15 protein-coding genes and 1 tRNA gene are annotated in these 19,319 nt (G+C 41.9%); 8 read left to right on the forward strand and 8 right to left on the reverse strand.

Translation table 11 applies throughout. The features are described from left to right. Positions 1-7 precede the first annotated feature (7 nt). Positions 8-1,570: a DNA cytosine methyltransferase gene (locus NI470_RS04455; protein WP_253147809.1), complete on the reverse strand. Its 1,563-nt coding sequence runs from the start codon at positions 1,568-1,570 to the stop codon at positions 8-10. A gap of 80 nt (positions 1,571-1,650) precedes the next feature. Between NI470_RS04455 and NI470_RS04460 the strand changes: the two genes are divergently transcribed. The 4 genes from NI470_RS04460 (at position 1,651) to NI470_RS04475 (ending at position 4,326) form a co-directional block, all read left to right on the forward strand. After that, positions 1,651-2,832, forward strand: a complete 1,182-nt coding sequence (locus NI470_RS04460) for an MvaI/BcnI family restriction endonuclease (RefSeq protein WP_253147810.1) — start codon at positions 1,651-1,653, stop codon at positions 2,830-2,832. A 27-nt stretch (positions 2,833-2,859) separates the two neighbouring features. Then, complete coding sequence (locus NI470_RS04465) at positions 2,860-3,264, forward strand: hypothetical protein (protein WP_253147811.1); 405 nt, start codon at positions 2,860-2,862, stop codon at positions 3,262-3,264. Positions 3,265-3,818: 554 nt separating this feature from the next. Continuing rightward, on the forward strand, positions 3,819-4,046 hold the full coding sequence (locus NI470_RS04470) for a hypothetical protein (protein WP_004647282.1): 228 nt from the start codon (positions 3,819-3,821) through the stop codon (positions 4,044-4,046). A gap of 204 nt (positions 4,047-4,250) precedes the next feature. Continuing rightward, positions 4,251-4,326: transfer RNA gene (locus NI470_RS04475), tRNA-Thr, on the forward strand. A gap of 76 nt (positions 4,327-4,402) precedes the next feature. Here the strand turns inward: NI470_RS04475 and NI470_RS04480 are convergent. The 6 genes from NI470_RS04480 to NI470_RS04505 all read right to left on the reverse strand — a co-directional run bounded on the left by NI470_RS04480 (position 4,403) and on the right by NI470_RS04505 (position 11,304). Continuing rightward, positions 4,403-5,251 carry an SAM-dependent methyltransferase gene (locus tag NI470_RS04480; RefSeq protein WP_253147812.1) on the reverse strand — a complete coding sequence of 283 codons (849 nt, stop codon included), beginning with the start codon at positions 5,249-5,251 and terminating at the stop codon, positions 4,403-4,405. A 3-nt stretch (positions 5,252-5,254) separates the two neighbouring features. Next, a complete protein-coding gene (locus tag NI470_RS04485) occupies positions 5,255-6,562 on the reverse strand; it encodes an FAD-dependent oxidoreductase (RefSeq protein ID WP_253147813.1) in 1,308 nt (435 codons plus the stop codon). Positions 6,563-7,183: 621 nt separating this feature from the next. Beyond that, complete coding sequence (gene ahpC / locus NI470_RS04490; protein ID WP_004647278.1) at positions 7,184-7,747, reverse strand: alkyl hydroperoxide reductase subunit C; 564 nt, start codon at positions 7,745-7,747, stop codon at positions 7,184-7,186. A gap of 311 nt (positions 7,748-8,058) precedes the next feature. After that, a complete protein-coding gene (gene ssb / locus NI470_RS04495) occupies positions 8,059-8,646 on the reverse strand; it encodes a single-stranded DNA-binding protein (protein ID WP_004647277.1) in 588 nt (195 codons plus the stop codon). A 51-nt stretch (positions 8,647-8,697) separates the two neighbouring features. Then, positions 8,698-10,062 (reverse strand): MFS transporter, encoded by a 1,365-nt coding sequence (locus NI470_RS04500; protein WP_035340698.1) that lies wholly within the window; start codon positions 10,060-10,062, stop codon positions 8,698-8,700. Positions 10,063-10,215: 153 nt separating this feature from the next. Next, the gene (locus NI470_RS04505) at positions 10,216-11,304 is read right to left on the reverse strand and encodes a DUF475 domain-containing protein (RefSeq protein ID WP_004647275.1); all 1,089 of its coding nucleotides are present in this window, start codon (positions 11,302-11,304) and stop codon (positions 10,216-10,218) included. Between the two features lie 222 nt (positions 11,305-11,526). Between NI470_RS04505 and tenA the strand changes: the two genes are divergently transcribed. The 4 genes from tenA to NI470_RS04525 all read left to right on the forward strand — a co-directional run bounded on the left by tenA (position 11,527) and on the right by NI470_RS04525 (position 16,783). Next, complete coding sequence (tenA, locus tag NI470_RS04510) at positions 11,527-12,198, forward strand: thiaminase II (protein WP_044111376.1); 672 nt, start codon at positions 11,527-11,529, stop codon at positions 12,196-12,198. 222 nt (positions 12,199-12,420) lie between these two features. Then, a complete protein-coding gene (locus tag NI470_RS04515) occupies positions 12,421-12,789 on the forward strand; it encodes a hypothetical protein (RefSeq protein WP_004729209.1) in 369 nt (122 codons plus the stop codon). Between the two features lie 181 nt (positions 12,790-12,970). Beyond that, on the forward strand, positions 12,971-15,802 hold the full coding sequence (gene uvrA / locus NI470_RS04520) for an excinuclease ABC subunit UvrA (RefSeq protein WP_253147814.1): 2,832 nt from the start codon (positions 12,971-12,973) through the stop codon (positions 15,800-15,802). A gap of 114 nt (positions 15,803-15,916) precedes the next feature. Further along, positions 15,917-16,783, forward strand: coding sequence for an AbiJ-NTD4 domain-containing protein (locus NI470_RS04525; RefSeq protein WP_253147815.1), 867 nt, complete (start codon positions 15,917-15,919; stop codon positions 16,781-16,783). Between the two features lie 122 nt (positions 16,784-16,905). Here NI470_RS04525 and NI470_RS04530 read toward each other — a convergent pair whose 3' ends face one another. Beyond that, positions 16,906-18,612, reverse strand: a complete 1,707-nt coding sequence (locus NI470_RS04530; RefSeq protein ID WP_253147816.1) for a GGDEF domain-containing protein — start codon at positions 18,610-18,612, stop codon at positions 16,906-16,908. Positions 18,613-19,319 lie beyond the last annotated feature (707 nt).

Raw genomic sequence — 19,319 nt, forward strand, 5'->3', positions numbered from 1 at the left:
TTCCAACTTATTCTTGACTATATAAGTCAATTAAGTACTTAACCGATTGACCCAAAGCATATCCTAACAATGGCGGAACAGCATTTCCCACTTGCGTATATTGAGGTACTTCAAACTTACGCATTTGCCCTCCTGTCGTGACTTTTGATAGAAACTTAAAGTTATCTGGGAAGGACTGAATACGAGCCATTTCACGCACTGTAAGCGTTCTAAGGTCACTATAATGACAAGCATCATCCGGAATAGACAAAGCAGCCGGAGCAGGCTGATTAGGAACTAGAGCCTTTTGTGTTTGTTTTTTTGTTTGATGCTCATTTAAGTAAGCAATTAAACAATTCGGATTATCAAAACGAATTAATTTACTTTCTTCATTTAAAAACTCTAAAGGCAAAAGCTCGCTAAATGCTTTCTCGGATAAAGAATCGCTATTCCCTTTTAATACTTGCTGTACTTCTTTTTTTACATCCTTGGATACTAAATTCAAGTTCTGATAGAGCTTAAAACGCTTTTTCACATGAATACCATTGGACCGTAACTCGTAATTACTCAAACTTTGCGGTAAACCAAGTAAAGGATTAAATAAATTATCTAACTTTTTCACATATTCAGATGGCTTTAATTTAGCTGTTTCAGACAAATCTTGAATCGCATCTTGTACAGTGAATTCTGCCCCCTTAAATGCTATTAATGGCTTTAAAAAGGAGGTCTTAAAAAATTCAGTATCACTATCGACATCATAATAATCTAGGTGACCGTATTCTAATTCCGGATTAGTTTTTACTTTCTCCAAGAATTGAAAGCTTCGCTCAAATGCATTTTTTTCTATCACATTTAGCTTATCTCGCAGATTGATATATATATCTTGTCGCACACCTAACAAAATAAAACGTGGACGATTTTGAGCAACACCTGCATATTTAGCATTTACATGCAGACAAAGTGGCACATAGTTAATACCTGCAAAGGCTTTAGCGACTTCATACCAAGCATAAAACTGTCCTTTTTCGGTATTAAAGGCTCTTAAAATTCCGGTGACATTTTCTAAAAGTACAAATTTAGGCTGTGTTTTCTCAACGAATTTAGCGAACTCCCACGGTAAGGTATTTCTCTCATTACCTAACTGACGTAGACCAGCCATACTAAAACTTTGACACGGTGGACCACCAGAAACTAAATCCAAACCACCTTGTAAGCTATGGTCATGAATCTGTTTTAATAGTTCTGGTTCTTTTTCTAAAAGTTTATTAAGTTCAATAATACTTCCCACAAGAAGCTTTTTATTTAGATTTGTATCATCTTGAATATCGCAATAGCCCGGCTCATCCATAGAAGGATAAGACCGTGTGTTTTCTCGTAAGCGTTTACTCATCTCCTCCTTTGAAAAATTCGATTTAATCCAGAGAGTATGTTGAGGATCAGTATTTCCTTCTAACTTTTCATTAAAAAAATTATATGAAAACGTCTCTGAAGCCATTGGCGACAGTTCATTAGCAACCACTAGATTATAGCCCGATGCTTCAAGACCTAAAGATAGACCACCACAACCGGCGAACAGCTCGATATAGTTCAAAATAAACCCAGAAAATTTTAAAAACTAACCTATTCTAAAGTAGACTCTAACAAAAATCCAGGGTTTGAAAATTTTCTAATATGAATCAGAGAACACAAGTCACTCTATCAATCGAACAAAACGAGTTATCACTAAAAAACCGCAGGTATCTTGCTCAAAAAGGTATTGATTACGGCTTGCTGTCTATTACCCAAACTGGTCTACACAAATCCATCATGGATGCAGTCGGTTCATTACGCATCTATTTTAAAGATCATCAATATCATAATTATGATGATCAACCTCAAGGCACAACTTTTAAAGTCTTAAACCCTTGTATATTAGTGATTTCCAATAACGAAGCTCAAGATCAAAAGGTAAGCCTATACCGCCCAGAGACTAAAAAAGGAGACCCTAGAATCTGGATTTATGGCTTAAAAAATTGTGCTCAACCCGGTGATGAAATCGCTCTAATCATAGATAAAGGAATACTCTATGTATTTAATATTTCAAAACTCGACTTATCTCAAAACCAATTACTTAATCAAATCATTAATGACTATGAAGCTGTAGCTCAAGAGCTATTAGACAAATTGCAAATATTAAGTAAGAACGGTGCATTGAAAGCAATTAAATCGGGTGATACAGCTATTGGAATGACAATAGAACATGCTTTAGGTATTTCAGCAAATTCTTCACCTTACCCAGATTACAAAGGTATTGAGCTTAAATCTGCGCGACTAAACAAAGCATCCAATCGCACTACTCTATTTGCACAAGTTCCCGATTGGACAATTAGTACATTAAAAAGTAGTAAGGAAATCGTAGATAAATACGGTTATCCCCGTAATGGTGACTTAAAACTTTACTGCACCTTATCAACAAATAAATATAACTCCCAAGGCTTAGGTTTTGAAATCGACTTTAATAACGACATATTGAATGAAGTTCATGAGCAGGATGGTAATGTGGTAAGTTGGCTTGGTGAGACACTCAGAAATAAACTACTAGAAAAGCACCGTGAAACCTTCTGGATTAAGGCTAATACACAAACAATCGGTGAAGATGAATACTTTACTCTTAAATCTGTCATACACACTAAGAATCCTTTAGCTAGCCAATTCTTACTTTTGATGGAACAGCAAATCATCACAATGGATCATTTAATTAAACGTAAAGACATGACAGGTAAAACAACAGAAAAAGGTCCTCTTTTTAAAATTAAACCTCAGTATCTTGAATTGTTATTCCCCGCCCCAAAAGAATACTTTTTAATCAAATAATTTTTATATCTATCAATAGGAAATTTTATGCAAGCTTATGATAAAGCTTTTATGAAAACTGTAACTGCATCCGACATAGATGCTTCAGTTTCAAATCAACATGAATTACATGGAGTAAGTAAACTTCAGGATATTTTTGGAACAATAGCGTCTAACGATGACACTAAATACAGACATCTGGCTACTATTAGAACCGGACATTCTGGAACACCGCAACCTATTAATATCACTTGGTATAATGCACGAGCCAACCACCCTTCTCGACAAGAATATCGACTTTACTATGTTGCTAGTGGAGCACACTTAATACGCCAATTAAATATTCGAGATGACATCTTTATTGGTCAAACCAAAAACGGAAATATAGAAATCGTTATTTTCCCTAGTCAAAATTCTGGCTATTCTAGTTGGACACCTGTTACGATACCTTGACGGTACAAATGACGGTATATTTACTTACATGAAATTTCATGTTTAACTATTTCATGTATTTAGATTATAAACCTGACGGACTCTCTCACCGCCAGAATTTAAAAACCCGAATCACATGATTCGGGTTTTTTTATATTTAATTTTATCCATCATCCCATCAGTAAAAAAAATTATCTGCTTAGATCTTAAAATATTATTATCTATCGCCTTAGGCAAAGGCATTGAATTAATACCAGTCCTCGTTCATAAAAATCTTTTGCAACACAACACTTACGCTCAATTCTATTTTTAAAAATCTTCATTTTTCATCAGCCAAAAAACTGATGAATTGTGCAGTTTTTGTACGCCATTCATTTCAGGTTTTTATTTATGTGTTCAAACAAAAAACTGGCACAGAAATAGCTTAATTTTATTGTCATCAAAGCTATGTTATGTTGCTTATAAATCAACTAAAAGGAGAATAAAAACCACAGGATAGAAAGAAATAACCAAGTGAACCGGGCCATTCAAATTTGAAGTTAAAAAATAGATACACTGCTATTCGGAGAGCGAACATGAATAACAGCGCAAACTATGCCAAACAGATTAAAAATGCAAAACGTGGCGGTTATACCCCAACCATTGCCAAGGACATCAATAAACATAAAATTCAAAAAGCCTTGAGACTCATCGAACAGTGGAGAAGCCTCGCTCAAGAACTCAAACCTCAAATGCAGTTTGATATGGCCTTTACTTTAGAGGAATGTGCACAAGAATTAGATCGCATCCTGAAAAACAGATAAACCTTATAACCAACTCATATCCATAGCAAATCCTATGCTTTCACCCTCGCCCATATCTGCACATATGGGCCATTTCTTTGCACATAATCAAAAACAGAACTTTTCATCCATTCGGTCAAAATAAACAAATCCTGCCGAAACAGTTTAAACGGTTATTTTTTGGCTTGCGTGACCCAAAAAAATCTGTAAAATGCACTCCACCATGCCGGCATAGCTCAGTTGGTAGAGCAACTGACTTGTAATCAGTAGGTCCACAGTTCGAATCCGTGTGCCGGCACCATATCTTAGCCTCGCTTTTTAGTGAGGCTTTGATGTTTCTGGGTTTTGGTATTTTCAGCTGAGTCTTTTTGCACTTTCTAGTGCTTCGATTGTGCCGTCACTTGCACATATCTCACAATCCCTTCCTGATATAATTTTCGGCATAGTTTCGCTGTCATCTGAATTTTAAAATGATCCAGTTTTGAACCTTGAGCCTGATCATCTGATGCTTTTGAATTCAAAGTTTTTTGCACATAATCCGCAAAGCCTGAAAATACCGGCTCGGACAGATCCTGAATCTGGATATTTTTAAATTCAAAACGATCCAGACAGGCATATAATGCACCCACTGTCATTAAATCTTTTAAATTCACATCGGCAGATTTCAATAAAAACTGATATTTACGCCGTTGTAATGCATTTAAATTTTCCCAACGCTCGGACAAAACCAGATGATGAAAACTAATCCGTGCATTTGAATTTAAAACACTGCGGACCTGCTCCAAGAATAAAGGCACAGGACTGTGATAAGCCGCATCCAGGCACAACACCACATCAAAACGCTGGGAAAATGGCAATTCTTTTAAACGCAAAAATGACGCCTGATAAATGGCATTCAGTTCTGGCAAATGTTGCTGAATATTAGCCACACAGGCAGCCTGCAGCTCAACCCCGGCCAGATATTGCACCTGATAATGTTGCTGCCAGTGCAGCAAGCTGGCGCCCTGACCGCAGCCCAAATCCAGCAGTTTATCTTTTGAATTTAAATTTACAGTTTGCGCAAGGTGATCGGCCAGCATACGACAGGCAGCCGCATAATCCTGCTGACCGGCTTGCCAATACCCTAAATTGCTCCAGGGCAATTGCGCGTGATCGCCCAACACAGCGGCATCAATTGCATACTTGTGCTGGGGAAGATGCTGACGCAGTGCCTGAAGCCATTGCATGGATTAATAACCCAGTTGCGGAGCAACCTCAACCACAGGTTTTAAACCCTGAAATGGTAAAGGCGCACCAAAGATTTCTGCAATCTTCATCGCTGAGGTCACTGCCGATTCCAGAATCGGCAAACCGTCACATGACCATGAACCGCAGAAGAAGACCTTACGGTTGGCATCCAGATGACGTTGCTGCAATTCCTTATTCAGTGCCACCGTATTAGCATCGACGACTGCACGTGTCAGCATTACCGATTTGATCACTTTCTTCGGATCAATCTCGGTTACCGGACGCCAGGTCTGAAACACGGCCGACTTGCCAACCAAAGAAGGTTCAATCGAGTTAAGCCACACGGTAAATTGCTGACGAGTAAATTTACGGTCCATCATATAGCTGAGTACGGCCCAGTCTTTACGTTTTGGCGGCATTACGCTGGCATCGGTATGAATCACCAGTTCGCCTTGTTCGAATTTGAATTTCTTCAATAATTCAATTTCACTGGCGAATTGTACCGGATCCAGGAACTCCTCAATTTTGGTGGTCGGTGTCGCGACAATCACCCGGTCAAACAGTTTTGAATAACCGGCCGCATTTTCAACTTTGACCTGATCGCCCTGCTCTTGTACCAGTGTAATTGCTGAACCGTCTTCAATCTGAATGCCTTCAATCAGCTTATCGACCAACGCTGGTGTACCGCCTTGCAGACGCAGTAACGCATCGCCATCGGTTAATTGACGCAGAAAAATTAACAACGGTTTAGCTGGCCATTCACCAATGGTTTTCGGATTGCAGGTACAGATGGTATATAGCACCGGCATCACCGCACCGTGCCAGAACACTTCTTCAATCTCGTTACGATTGATAAATTCTGACAGGCTGATGTCCTGATTTTTCGATTTAAAGAATTTGGTCAATGCAACTTTTAACTGCAACAGGCCTTTGACCAGACGCCAGCCATATTGTTGCAGGCCTTTCCGGTTATTGATGATCGGGATATTGCCAATTCGGCTACGCGATGTGGTCAGCCAGGTTTCAGTTTTATCTTCAAATAACCAGCTGCAGGCCATATAGGTCCGCACCGGATAAGTTTTAATGCCCAGATGTGTGGCTAGACTCAGGGTGTTTTTCCACAGATAGGGGTTCATCACACGTAAAGGTGCGTCAATCAGGCCCCCTTCAAATTCAAGGCTATGACTGTCCATGCCGCGACCTGGAAGTGCTTCAAAAATCGTGATGTGATGCCCTGCGTCCTGGAGAATTCTGGCTGTAGCCAGTCCGGCCATGCCACTACCAATTACTGCGATATCCAAACTGATCATCCGTCATTGAAAAACTACAGAAATTATGTACCATGCGCCAATCAAACAGGTTATTAAAATCTTCCAGAATATATGTTTTTCGTAAAGGCCTTTTTGTTCAATTTCACCTGCTTTTTATTCATTTTTCTGCCTTAGTTAAAATTCCATCAAATCTAAGATTTTATTCATATTTTTATCTAAAAACTTGAAAATTCGCTTTAAAAACAAATGATTTAATTAACCATTTTTATAATCCTTGGTTGACAAATACTTTTTAAATACCTATGATTCGCAGTATAAGAAAACCATAAATTCATCCGGTTCCATTCAGATGCGTTTATGCGAAAATTGTTTAAAACGACAAGAAACTACAGCGCCTTATAAAATAAAAGCCTCTGCGAAAGCAGAGGCTTCTTTGTTTTCATGCCTAGTCAATCATGCAGCAGGGTATTGCGCTTACTTGATTGCCTCTCATAAGCCGCTTAAAAAGCATAGAGTGCAATTCCTCAATTCTCATTTTGTTCTCAAATAGAAATCAAATGGCATGATGTTTTTGTCTAGAATTCATAAATCTCTAAACTAAAAAAATAAAAAATCCAGCAACTTGTGCTGGATTTTTTGCTTCAAAGAACTAGGTTTGAATTAGATTTTACCCACCAGGTCGATTGATGGAGCAAGTGTTGCTTCACCTTCTTTCCATTTTGCCGGACAAACTTCACCTGGGTGCGCATGTACATATTGTGCAGCTTTCACTTTACGCAGAAGCTCTTGTGCATCACGGCCAATACCACCCGCGTTGATTTCAATGATCTGGATTTTACCTTCTGGATCAATCACGAAAGTACCACGATCTGCCAAACCCTCAGCTTCAATCAGTACTTCGAAGTTTTTAGACAAAGTCCAGGTTGGATCACCAATCAATGGATACTGGATTTTACCAATCACGTCAGAGGTATCATGCCAAGCTTTATGAGTGAAATGAGTATCGGTAGACACGCCATAGATTTCTACACCCATTTTCTGGAATTCAGCATACTGATCAGCAAGATCGCCTAATTCAGTTGGACAAACAAAGGTAAAATCTGCAGGATAGAAAAACACCACTGACCATTTACCTTTCAGGTCTTGCTCAGAAACTTCAATGAACTGACCATTGTGGTAAGCAGTTGCATTGAATGGTTGGATTTCAGTATTGATTAAACTCATGAGATATTTCCTCTGGCTTATTTCTGGGATTGCTTATCTTGTGAAGCTAGAATACGAAAAATTTCGAAATAGGTAAAACCGCAAGTTTTTATAAAAATGATCGCTTTTTTAGATCATAAATTTCTATGAGTATTGTTCATCTTATTTATTTTCTCGATGCAGAGTTGTTCCGATCAAAAGCAACCTGATGTTTTAAGATTTATGATTCTTTTAATAAGTCGGGCTTTATGCAAACTCAATACAAATATTCAAGACATAAAAAACCCACCGTATTCAGGTGGGTTTTAATGATGATTTACCGTTCTAATAAATTAAAAAGGTAAGTCATCATCTAGATCTACTGCAGGCGCTGCTGTTGGAGCAGGTGCAGATTTCGGCGCAAAACCACTCGGGTTATTATTGCCATAACCGCCGCCCTGGTTGTTGTTAAAACCGCCTTGCTGTGGTGCTGAACCATAACCCGATTGCGGGTTATTACCATAACCGCCCTGGTTGTTGTTCGCCTGATTATTGTTATTAAAGCGTGGCTGGTTAAAGCTGCTCTCGCCCTGATCATTTTGAGGACGGCTAGAGTCTAGCATCTGCATTTGCTCACCACGAATTTCCGTCGTATAGCGTTCCTGACCATTCTGGTCAGTCCACTGACGGGTACGTAATGAACCTTCAATATATACTTTTGAGCCTTTACGAAGATATTGCTGCGCAATTTCACCTAAACGGTTATGCAACACGATACGGTGCCATTCCGTTTGTTCTTTACGTTCACCGGTACTTTTATCTGTCCACGAATCGCTGGTTGCGATCGAAAATTGAGTGAGAGAGCCACCATTTGCAAAAGTTTTGGTTTCCGGATCTTTACCCAAAGTACCCACTAAAATAACTTTATTTACACCACGCATTTGCCGTTTACTTCCTATATATTTCTGTATTTTACTTTATAAGAGTTATGCTTAAATGGCTACCTCTTTACCCAACAAGTGCGTTAATTGTTGTCGCGAAGCATCATCAATCTGCTGTTTATCGACTTTTACATAGGCAACTTGCTGTTCAGACATCACCACGACCTCTTCAATACCACGAATCGCCAAAAGCTGAGAAGTCCATTCGTCAGTTTGTCTGCTTTCCGGCAAACGCAACACCAGCGATGACAGATAGCGTGGCTGAGCCAGGCCAAAACTCATCAGCAGCCAGATGATCGCGATTCCTGTCAGGATACTCCAGCCCATCGAGGTATTGTTTAGCAGCAGCAATTGTCCGCCAATCATACCGCCAAAGAAAGCCCCTAAAAACTGGCTGCTGGCATTTACGCCCATTGCCGTCGCTTTGGACTGGATCGGTGCCGCTTTCGACAACCAAGACGGCAACAGGGCTTCCATCACATTAAAGGCAATGAAGAACAACCCTAGACCAATCAGCAAGACATATTTGGATTCAAAACCAAATGCCATCACCATTAAACCCAGAATAATACCGGTAATGGCCACCAGAAAAATCGCGCGCATTTTGTGGTATTTTTCTGCCAGGATAATACTCGGAAAAGCAAAAAACAGGCTCAGTACCAACAGCGGCAAATATACCCAGCCATGACTGGAAAGTGGCAGATCAGCAAATTCGATCAGCTGTGAAGGCACATAGATAAACATGGCGGTGAGCAATAAATGCAGGGTAAAGACCGACACATGCAGACGATTCAGATCCCCGATTTTGATTACCTGTTTCAACTGTGCCAGATAGCCCTGCTGAAAGTTTTTATGATGCCGCGTGACTTTCGGCACCATCAACAGCATGGCAATCGCCGCCAGGCCCATCACCGTGGTGACCCAGAACAACCCAGAGATGCCCACCAGACCCGTTAGCCAAGGCCCCAGACTAAAGGCCACCACAAAGGACAGGCCGATACTCATGCCCATCATTGCCATGGCTTTCATGCGGTTTTCTTCACGGGTAACGTCTGCCAGCAGTGCCATCACCACAGCGGATACCGCACCACCACCAGCGATTGCACGGCCGATAATCACGCCATAAATGGTGTCCGACATGGCCGCAATTGCACCGCCCAGCGCAAATAGTAGCAGCCCTAAAACCACCAGTGGCTTACGGCTATAACGGTCCGCAATCAGGCTGAATGGAATCTGTAACAGTGCCTGGGTCAGACCATAGACCCCGACCGCCAAACCGATTAGTGCAGGCGTCGCATATTGATATGCCTGCCCTGCCACAGAAAATACCGGGATAATCATAAACAACCCCAGCATGCGCAGTGCAAAAATACTGCTCAGGGCAAAGGTTGAACGACGTTCTAAAGCATTCATCATAAATTATGGCGATTGGGTTAATTAATCTGGAGCCCAGATTATAGGACATTCAGCTCATTAATAAGACATGAATTTTATTTGAAATAAAGATGATGCCAATCTAAAAACAAAAAAGCGCAGCAGGAGCTACGCTTTTTATTCAGGAACAGCGCTTTATTTGTCTAAAGCCGCCTGACGCTTTTTGTATTGAATCGAGGCAAATACTGCCCAGACAATAAAGGCTACACCGATCAGACCGGTTACCACTTCTGGCACATGCAGACCGGTTCCGCTGGCAATCATAATGAAAGCCAGTGCACCGATGGCATAATGCGCACCATGTTCCAGGTAGATATAAGCATCCAATGTGCCCTGCTCAACCAGATAAATCGTCATTGAACGGACAAAGATCGCACCAATTGCCAGACCCAGCATGATGATGACCACGTCTGAGGTAATCGCAAAGGCACCGATCACGCCATCAAAACTGAAAGAGGCATCCAGGACTTCTAGATAGAGGAAACCACCAATACCGGCTTTCACTACACCTGTCGGTACGCCATTTTCATCATGACGAATGGCATTGCCTTCTTCATCGACTTCCGGTTCACCACCGAGCATATGGCTCAGAACCTGCACCCCGATATAAATCACGATGCCCCAGATCCCCGCCATAGTCACTGCCAGACGCTTAGCTTCATCGACATTGGCTGCCATAATTAACAAGGCTACCAGTGCGATAAACACCGACATCGCCGGCACATTGGCCAGATTGGACAGACGGCGTTCCACCCGTCTGAACCAATGCGTGTCTTTTTCTTCATCCAGGAAGAAGTTCAGGAATACCATCAACAGGAAAGCACCACCAAAAGCAGCAATCTCAGGATGATGTGCCATTAAACGTGCTGAATATTCTTTCGGATCATTCAGGGCCAGACGTACTACTTCCATAAAGCCCAGGTCTGCAGTCACTGCAACAATGACCACTGGGAAGATCAAACGCATCCCGAAGACTGCAATCAGAATACCGACTGTCAGGAACAGCATTTTCCAGAAATGATCCCAACCCCGTAGGACTGAGGCATTGACAACCGCGTTATCAAAGGACAACGACACTTCCATAATCGCCAGAATAGCGGTAATGGTCAGCGCTGTGAGCATGGTTTGCAGGCCTGCGTCAGGACCATGGGTATAACCCCAATACGCAGACAAACCAAGACACACGATCGAAAATGCAATCGAGAAACCAAAATGTTTCAACATACACAACGACCTTGGATAAATTAAATAAATGTATGGCTGCGAGAGAGCAGCTATACGAATAGGAAAAGTTAAGCTAATTATGAAACTTTTAGCGCATAAACCAAAGCACTTCCTGAGCTGTTTTATCTTATTTTCTGTTTTTAAAATTTGCCGATCTTTTAAACAGCCCGATCTTTGCTATAGTGCCGCATGGTTTAACTTGAACTGCGAAGGATTTTCAGCATGAGTTTTTCACAAGAGGTATGGCAACGTAATCTCGGACTTTATCAGAAGACCCTGGCCCTGCCCTTTAATCAGCAACTGGCGCAAGGTACTTTAAGCCGTGAAGCCTTTAGTCATTATGTGATTCAGGATGCGCATTATTTACTGGCCTATGGCCGTGCACTGGCCGTGTGTGCCGCCAAAGCTTTTGAAGCGGACGATGTAATCCAGTTTGCCGAGGCAGCCAAAATTGCGATTGTGGTGGAACGTAGCCTGCATGATGGCTTTATGCAAGATTTCGGCATTAGCAAAGAGCAGTTTGAAAATACCCCGCTGACTTTGGCGTGTCATCACTATACCTCTTATCTGACTTCGACCGCCTGGTCGGAAAGCTACCCGGTGGTGCTGGCCTCGTTGCTGCCTTGTTTCTGGATTTATGCCGAAGTTGGCAAAGATATTGTCGACAACTCTGCGCCGAATAATCCGTATCAGGCTTGGGTGGATACCTATTCAGGAGAAGAATTCCACACTGCGGTGCGGAATGTGATTGCGACCGTTGACCGTGTTGCGGCGCGTGTTGATGCCGATACACTAGAAAAAATGCATGCAGCTTATACGCATGCGGCCCGTCTGGAATGGTTGTTCTGGGACAGTGCCTTTGAGCAACGCCAGTGGCCTGGTCTGGATGAATAAGACGGACGAATAAAAAAAGCCCTGTTTAAGATAGGGCTTTTTGGTTATAGCTGATCAAAAAATTTCTACTGTCATAAACCGATCATAAAAACGGCTTAGTCTGAAAAAAACAAGGATAGAACTGGCCGGTACGCTAGACCTAGCTATAAGCCCCAAATTGCCGAACAATAATTGAGAATAATTATCAATTAATAAAATCAATCCCGGAAAGAGGCAGATGATATGCACACTTTAGGCACCGAAGCGATTCGGGCATTTTTTACCCTGCAATGTTGCTGGCTCAATAATGAAGAAATCTATTTGGAACAAGGCTGTCCAGATTGTAGCTCGGCAGCGACTTATCTGATTTACCATACCAACACGCATATCCAGAAACATCTGCTGAAATTTATTGAAAAGTATCGCTGTCATCAGGCGCGACGTAACGATTTGCTCGACCTGGATTTTTTCCAAAAAGACTATGAGGACTTTCTGCACATTCTGGAAAATGAAGTCAATTTTTATGCACGTCTGCATCATGATGTGTCACGTGAACGCTGCTTTGAAGAGATCGAGTCTATCTTTGAACGCCATTATGCAATGGCTTATTAGGTATTGGCCTTGTACATGATCATTGTGAATATTTAGGCAATCGACTACTGCGTTTGTTAATGTTGTGATGAATTGACCAATCACCGACATAACTTGACGTTTAAAATACTTTTATTTGCACTTGAACATTTTTCATCCGGTATCATATAAGGGTTTTTGATGAATATTCTAGGATCCTTGCATGAGCCAAAGCCACATCCGTATTCGAGGCGCACGTACCCATAACCTGAAAAATGTGAACCTTGATATACCACGCGACAAGTTTGTGGTGATTACGGGACTGTCTGGTTCAGGAAAGTCCTCGCTTGCCTTTGATACCTTATATGCCGAAGGTCAGCGCCGTTATGTGGAATCGCTGTCTGCCTATGCCCGCCAGTTCCTCTCCCAGATGGAAAAACCGGAAGTGGATTCTATTGAAGGCTTGAGTCCAGCGATTGCCATCGAACAGAAATCTACCAGTCATAACCCGCGTTCGACCGTGGGTACCATTACCGAAATTTATGACTATTTACGCCTGCTGTATGCGCGTGTCGGTACACCGTTCTGTCCTGAACATGATCTGCCGATGGTGGCACAAACGGTTACTGAAATGGTCGATGCAGTCAAAGCATTAGAAGAAGGCACTGCTCTTTTACTATTAGCACCGGTGGTGCGTGAACGTAAAGGTGAATATACGGCGCTGTTTGAACAGCTACAAAGCCAGGGTTTCGTCCGCGCCCGCGTCGATGGCGAGATCATGGAAATTGATCCGCCACCTGAACTGGACAAAAAGAAAAAACATACCATTGAAGTGGTGGTGGACCGTTTTAAAGTCCGTGATGACTTAGGTAACCGCATTGCAGAAAGTTTTGAAACCGCGCTACGTTTAGGTGGTGATATCGCGATTTTATCCTGGATGAAGGGCGAGCATAACGATCGTGTGTTTTCAGCCAAACACTCCTGCCCGGAATGTGACCGTGCAGTGGCTGAACTGGAACCGCGTTTATTTTCGTTCAACAACCCTTTTGGTGCCTGTCCGGTCTGTGATGGTCTGGGGACCCGCAGCCATTTCAGTGCCGATAAACTGATTCCCAATCCTGAAGTCAGCGTTAGCCAAGGCGCGATTCGTGGCTGGGACCGTCAGCGTCCGTATTATTACAGCATGATCCAGAAAGTCGCCGAGCATTTTGGTTTTTCTCTGGAAACTCCATGGAATGAACTGGATGCTGACACCAAGAAAAAATTTCTGTACGGCACTGGCAAAGAAAAAATTGATCTAAGTTATATCGATGAACGTGGCCGACGTCATAATCGGGTCATTCCTTTTGAAGGGATTTTGCCGCATCTGGAACGCCGTTATCGTGAAACTGAAAGTAATTATGTGCGTGATGATCTGGCGCAGTATTTATCCAATGCTGCCTGTGATGCCTGTGATGGTTCACGTCTGAATGAAATTTCGCGTAATGTGAAAATTCTGGACAAGACCATTGCTGACATTACCCGTATGTCGATTGGCGATGCTGAAAGCTATTATCAAGGTATTCATCTGGAAGGTGCACGTGGTGAAATCGCTGACAAGATTTTCAAGGAAATCCGTGAACGTCTGCACTTTCTGGTTTCGGTCGGCCTGAACTATCTCAGCCTGTCACGTTCAGCTGAAACTCTGTCTGGTGGTGAAGCGCAGCGAATTCGTCTGGCCTCGCAGATCGGTGCCGGTTTGATGGGCGTCATGTATGTGCTGGATGAACCATCAATTGGTTTGCATCAACGTGATAACGACCGTCTGTTACAGACCCTGATCCGTCTGCGTGATCTGGGCAATACCGTCTTGGTGGTCGAGCATGATGAAGATGCGATTCGTGCCGCCGATCATATTATTGATATCGGTCCGGGTGCCGGTGTGCATGGTGGGCATGTGATTGCCGAAGGAACGTATGATGAAATTCTGGCCAATCCGGACTCGCTGACCGGAAAATATTTATCCGGAAAATTAAAAATTGAAGTGCCGAAAAAACGGATTCAACCGCCTAAGCCTAAAGAACAGATCAAGCTGATGGGAGCATCCGGGCATAACCTGAAAAAAGTCGATCTGACCATTCCTTTAGGTATTATGACCTGTGTTACCGGGGTGTCCGGTTCAGGTAAATCGACCTTGATTAACCGGACTTTGTTACCTTTGGCGGCGACCCAGCTCAATGGTGCCACCACTTTAACTTCGGAAAAGTTTGAATCGATTGATGGTTTACAGTTCCTCGACAAAGTGGTGGATATTGACCAGAGTCCGATTGGACGTACCCCGCGTTCCAATCCGGCGACTTATACCGGCCTATTTACCCCGATTCGTGAACTGTTTTCACAGACGCAAGAAGCCAAGGCACGCGGTTATGCTGCCGGTCGTTTCTCGTTTAACGTGAAAGGTGGCCGCTGTGAAGCCTGTGAAGGTGACGGCATGATCAAGGTGGCGATGCACTTCCTGCCGGATATGTATGTGCCTTGTGATGCCTGTCATGGTAAACGTTATAACCGTGAAACGCTGGAAGTGAACTATAAGGGCAAAAATATTTCTGATGTGTTGCAGATGACCGTTGAGGATGCGATGCATTTCTTTGATGCAATTCCTGTCATTCACCGTCGTCTGGAAACATTACATCAGGTCGGTTTGGGCTATATCCGTCTGGGTCAGTCTGCGACCACGCTTTCCGGTGGTGAAGCGCAGCGTGTCAAACTGGCACGTGAACTGGCCAAACGCGATACCGGTCAAACCCTGTATATTCTGGATGAACCGACCACGGGTCTGCATTTCCATGATATTGCCAAACTGCTGGACATCTTGCATCAGCTCCGTGACAAGGGTAATACCATCGTGGTCATTGAGCATAATCTGGACGTAATTAAAACTGCCGACTGGGTGGTGGATTTAGGCCCTGAAGGTGGTTCGGGTGGTGGTATGATTGTTGCGGAAGGTACGCCTGAACAGGTCGTGAAAGTCAAAGCTTCACATACGGGTAAATTCTTGAAGCCGTTGTTGAAATAAAAATCTCCTCCTAGCCTCCTCTTTGATAAAGAGGAGAAATTCCCTCCTTTCGCAAAGGAGGGTTAGGGTGGATTAAAAAAATAAATCTATTCTTAAATTTGTTGGGGGAACAAAATGCGCTTTTCAGAAAGATATGGTTATAAACCTGTTAGAGAAGTCATTCAAAAAGAAAGCATGGATGATGCTTTGAAGAATTCCATTTGGAATATTTTTAAACAAATCATTATTGAACAAGGAAAATTTACCAAACATTCATCATGGCCAAATATACAAGATTATAATCTATACACTTTTTTTAGAGCTTATTGGATCACTTTTCTAAAAAAACCACTCGATGAAATGCCAAATACTGTTTCCAATATTCAAAAGGATATATATCAACACTTTTTCAATCAATTAAAATGGTATGAAATTTACGATCTTATTGAGTTTACTATCGACCATTTGCCATCTGATTGGAAAAAAACTAGACATCGAGAGACCCTTATAAAACTCATAAATGCTGTTTTAGAAAGAGAAAATAGTGCTTATCGAATTATTGAGAATAAAATCATTCTTATCACCTCAGAACAAGAAATCCAATCCATCGAAGAAGCATTAGAAAGTACAAATCCATATTCAGGTGTTCAACAACATCTAAATCAAGCTTTGAAGTTGCTCTCAGATCGTCAAAGCCCTGATTATCGAAATTCGATTAAAGAATCTGTTTCGGCATTAGAAGGTATGTGTCAAAAAATATTAAAGAAGGACAAAGTAACTTTAGGTGATGCAATTGGTCAAATTGAAAAACAATATCCAATACATCCTGCATTAAAAGCCAGTATTAAATCTTTATATGGTTATACATCCGATGCAGATGGTATTCGCCATGCAATGTTAGACGAATCAAATCTTTCTTATATCGATGCAAAATTTATGCTTGTTGCCTGCACAAATTTTATTAACTATCTGATCGACAAAACCAGAGATCATCCAAATTAGATCACATGACTGGCGACATGGATGTCGCCCGTTCGACTGTGCTAAAGGGACTTAGCATCAGTCGAACAAATGCATTTTGCTACTTTTGTGCAGTTCAAAAGTAGAGAAAACAGTCTTTTGAACTAAACCTCTGCCACCGCATTACGTCCTTTGGCCTTTGCTGCAAACAAAGCATCATCTGCATTTGACAATAAAGCCATCCAGGACACGGCACCAATGGCAACCCCAATACTGACCGAAATCTGAATCTCGTCTCCTGCTGCAGTCACAATATGACGCTCAGCCACTTCAGCGCGGATTTTATCAGCCACAATCAATGCCTGCTCCATCTGGATATTTTCAATCAATACCAGAAATTCATCGCCCCCATAACGCACCAGCAAATCTGTAGCACGGACATTGGCCTGTAAACGCTCGGCCACCAGTTGAATCACCTGATCGCCAATAATATGCCCATATTGATCATTCACCTGTTTAAAGTGATCAATATCAATAATCATCAAACAGGTTTGGCTCAATTGACCCGGCTGATTTTCCATAAAACGGATATATTCTTCCAGCGCGAAACGGTTGGATAATCCGGTCAAAGAATCGGAATGGGCAATATTCTTTAAACGAAATTCTAGCGCATCACGTTCTTGCAACATTTTTTGCAATTTCTGAATGGCCGCAAATAAAGAATCTGAATGATTCACTTCACGTAGCCGCATATCAATTTTCTGACGACCCGAGTTTTTAGACAAACTCAACAACATGCGGCGTGCCTGAATCAGCGGCAGGAATACCTGTTTACGTGCAAAAATCATGGTTGAAATCGCGGTCAGTAATGAAATCAGCGATACCAACACGCTCCAGATCAAACGCTGCATATTGCTGTTCATTTCTTGAATAGCGGCATCTCTGCTGTATTGCAGCAGGTAAGTTTGCAGATCTATCACAGTCGCAAATTTATCTACGATCGCTTCAGTCAGCTCTGTTCCGCTCAAACGGTAGTCACGTTGTTCCAGACTGTCACTGATCAGCTCACTCACAATGGGTAAGCCCTGCTGAATAAACTCGGTTTCTACCCGTCGATGTAAACGGACGAATTCCTCTGTTTTATCTTGAGCAGGTTGAATGGTATCAATCAAGGCCCACAAATAACGCACCTGATGTTGGGTCTGTAAAGAGCGGGTAATATTTTCAGTGGGAAGCGGCGCTTCAAAAGTCACATGCGCCATGATAGACGAGGCAACCCGCCCCGCCTGATCACGTAAATCTGATAAAAATAGAATCTGGCTAATATAGTTATTCAGAGGGGTGGATGAGCTATCTGAAGCCACCGCCACGTCACGCAAAAGTTCACGGCAACTTTCCCAGGCAGCAAACATGGCCAGAATTGCCTGATCAAGCTCTTGCGCACTGCGTTGCTGACGTGGCATCCGGGTATAGGCATCAACCTGTGCACGTCCTTTTTTCAAACTATTTTCAAGCTGTGAAAGTTGCTGACTCAGGTTGTTAAACCCGACCTCCGTCAAGACATCCGCGGTCTGGGACAATTGCCGATCCACCTGTTGACGATAGCTGATTAACTCTTGCTGATGCTGGGCAAATTCCTGCACCGAACTGGACATGGCTTTATTGGCAGGCGCACGCTCACGCGAAATTTTATTTGCCAGATCAGCGACCTGCTGTAATGCATTCAATTGTTGATAGGTTTGTCTGGATTTTAAATAACTTTGACTGCTACTCACAATTAGGGGAATACAGATGCAGAGCAAACATAAAATAATAATCGACATCGACCAGTACAAACGTTTACTGATCCACTCAGAGCGTAAGGTATTCATGCTGTTGTATTACGCCCCAAGATGACAAGCAAAGCTAAATAGAGTGATTATTATACAAATAAAACAGGAGGGTCTTAAAGCCTTTAGTCTTACTTCACTTATGTTTTTAATGAATTTTTATCATCCATTATTTTTCAGATACTTAAGTTGGCTCATTTGAAATGTTAATACAGGGTTTCGTGACTACAATTCCCTATAAAGTCTTACAAAAACAAAGGAATTTAAGCAGCTAAAAAAATATAAAAACTTGCTTTCCGCACTATTTACACCTGCAACAAATAGGTGCATAATGCACCGCATTAGGGCGAGTTAAATTATTCCTCAGCAGATATTTTAGTTTACCCGCAAATTTTGGCGAAAAAACCCCGATTTTCTATGAAAATCGGGGTTTTTTTTAGCTATTGAATTTTAGGTCGATATTTTCACCTTTAAATATGCACTATTTTAGTGCTTAAATTATTAAAATATTTCTTTCCTTCATCTTGTTTTGAGTTGATGGTTTTTTCAGAAATAGAATGATCTGAAATAAAAAATGCTAGACAAAAAAAAGCCCAACCTTGGGGAAAGCTGGGCGATAAAACAAAAAATTGTGGAGAATCAGGCTAAATCACTATGAAAGTGTGAACTCTAACTTGATTTCCATATTATGTAAAATTCCCCTAAAAATGTAAAGTCGATTGCTTCAGTCAAGATTATAAAATATGCCC

The organism is Acinetobacter lwoffii (assembly GCF_024129115.1).
In the GTDB taxonomy this organism is placed as follows: Bacteria; Pseudomonadota; Gammaproteobacteria; order Pseudomonadales; family Moraxellaceae; genus Acinetobacter; species Acinetobacter lwoffii_T.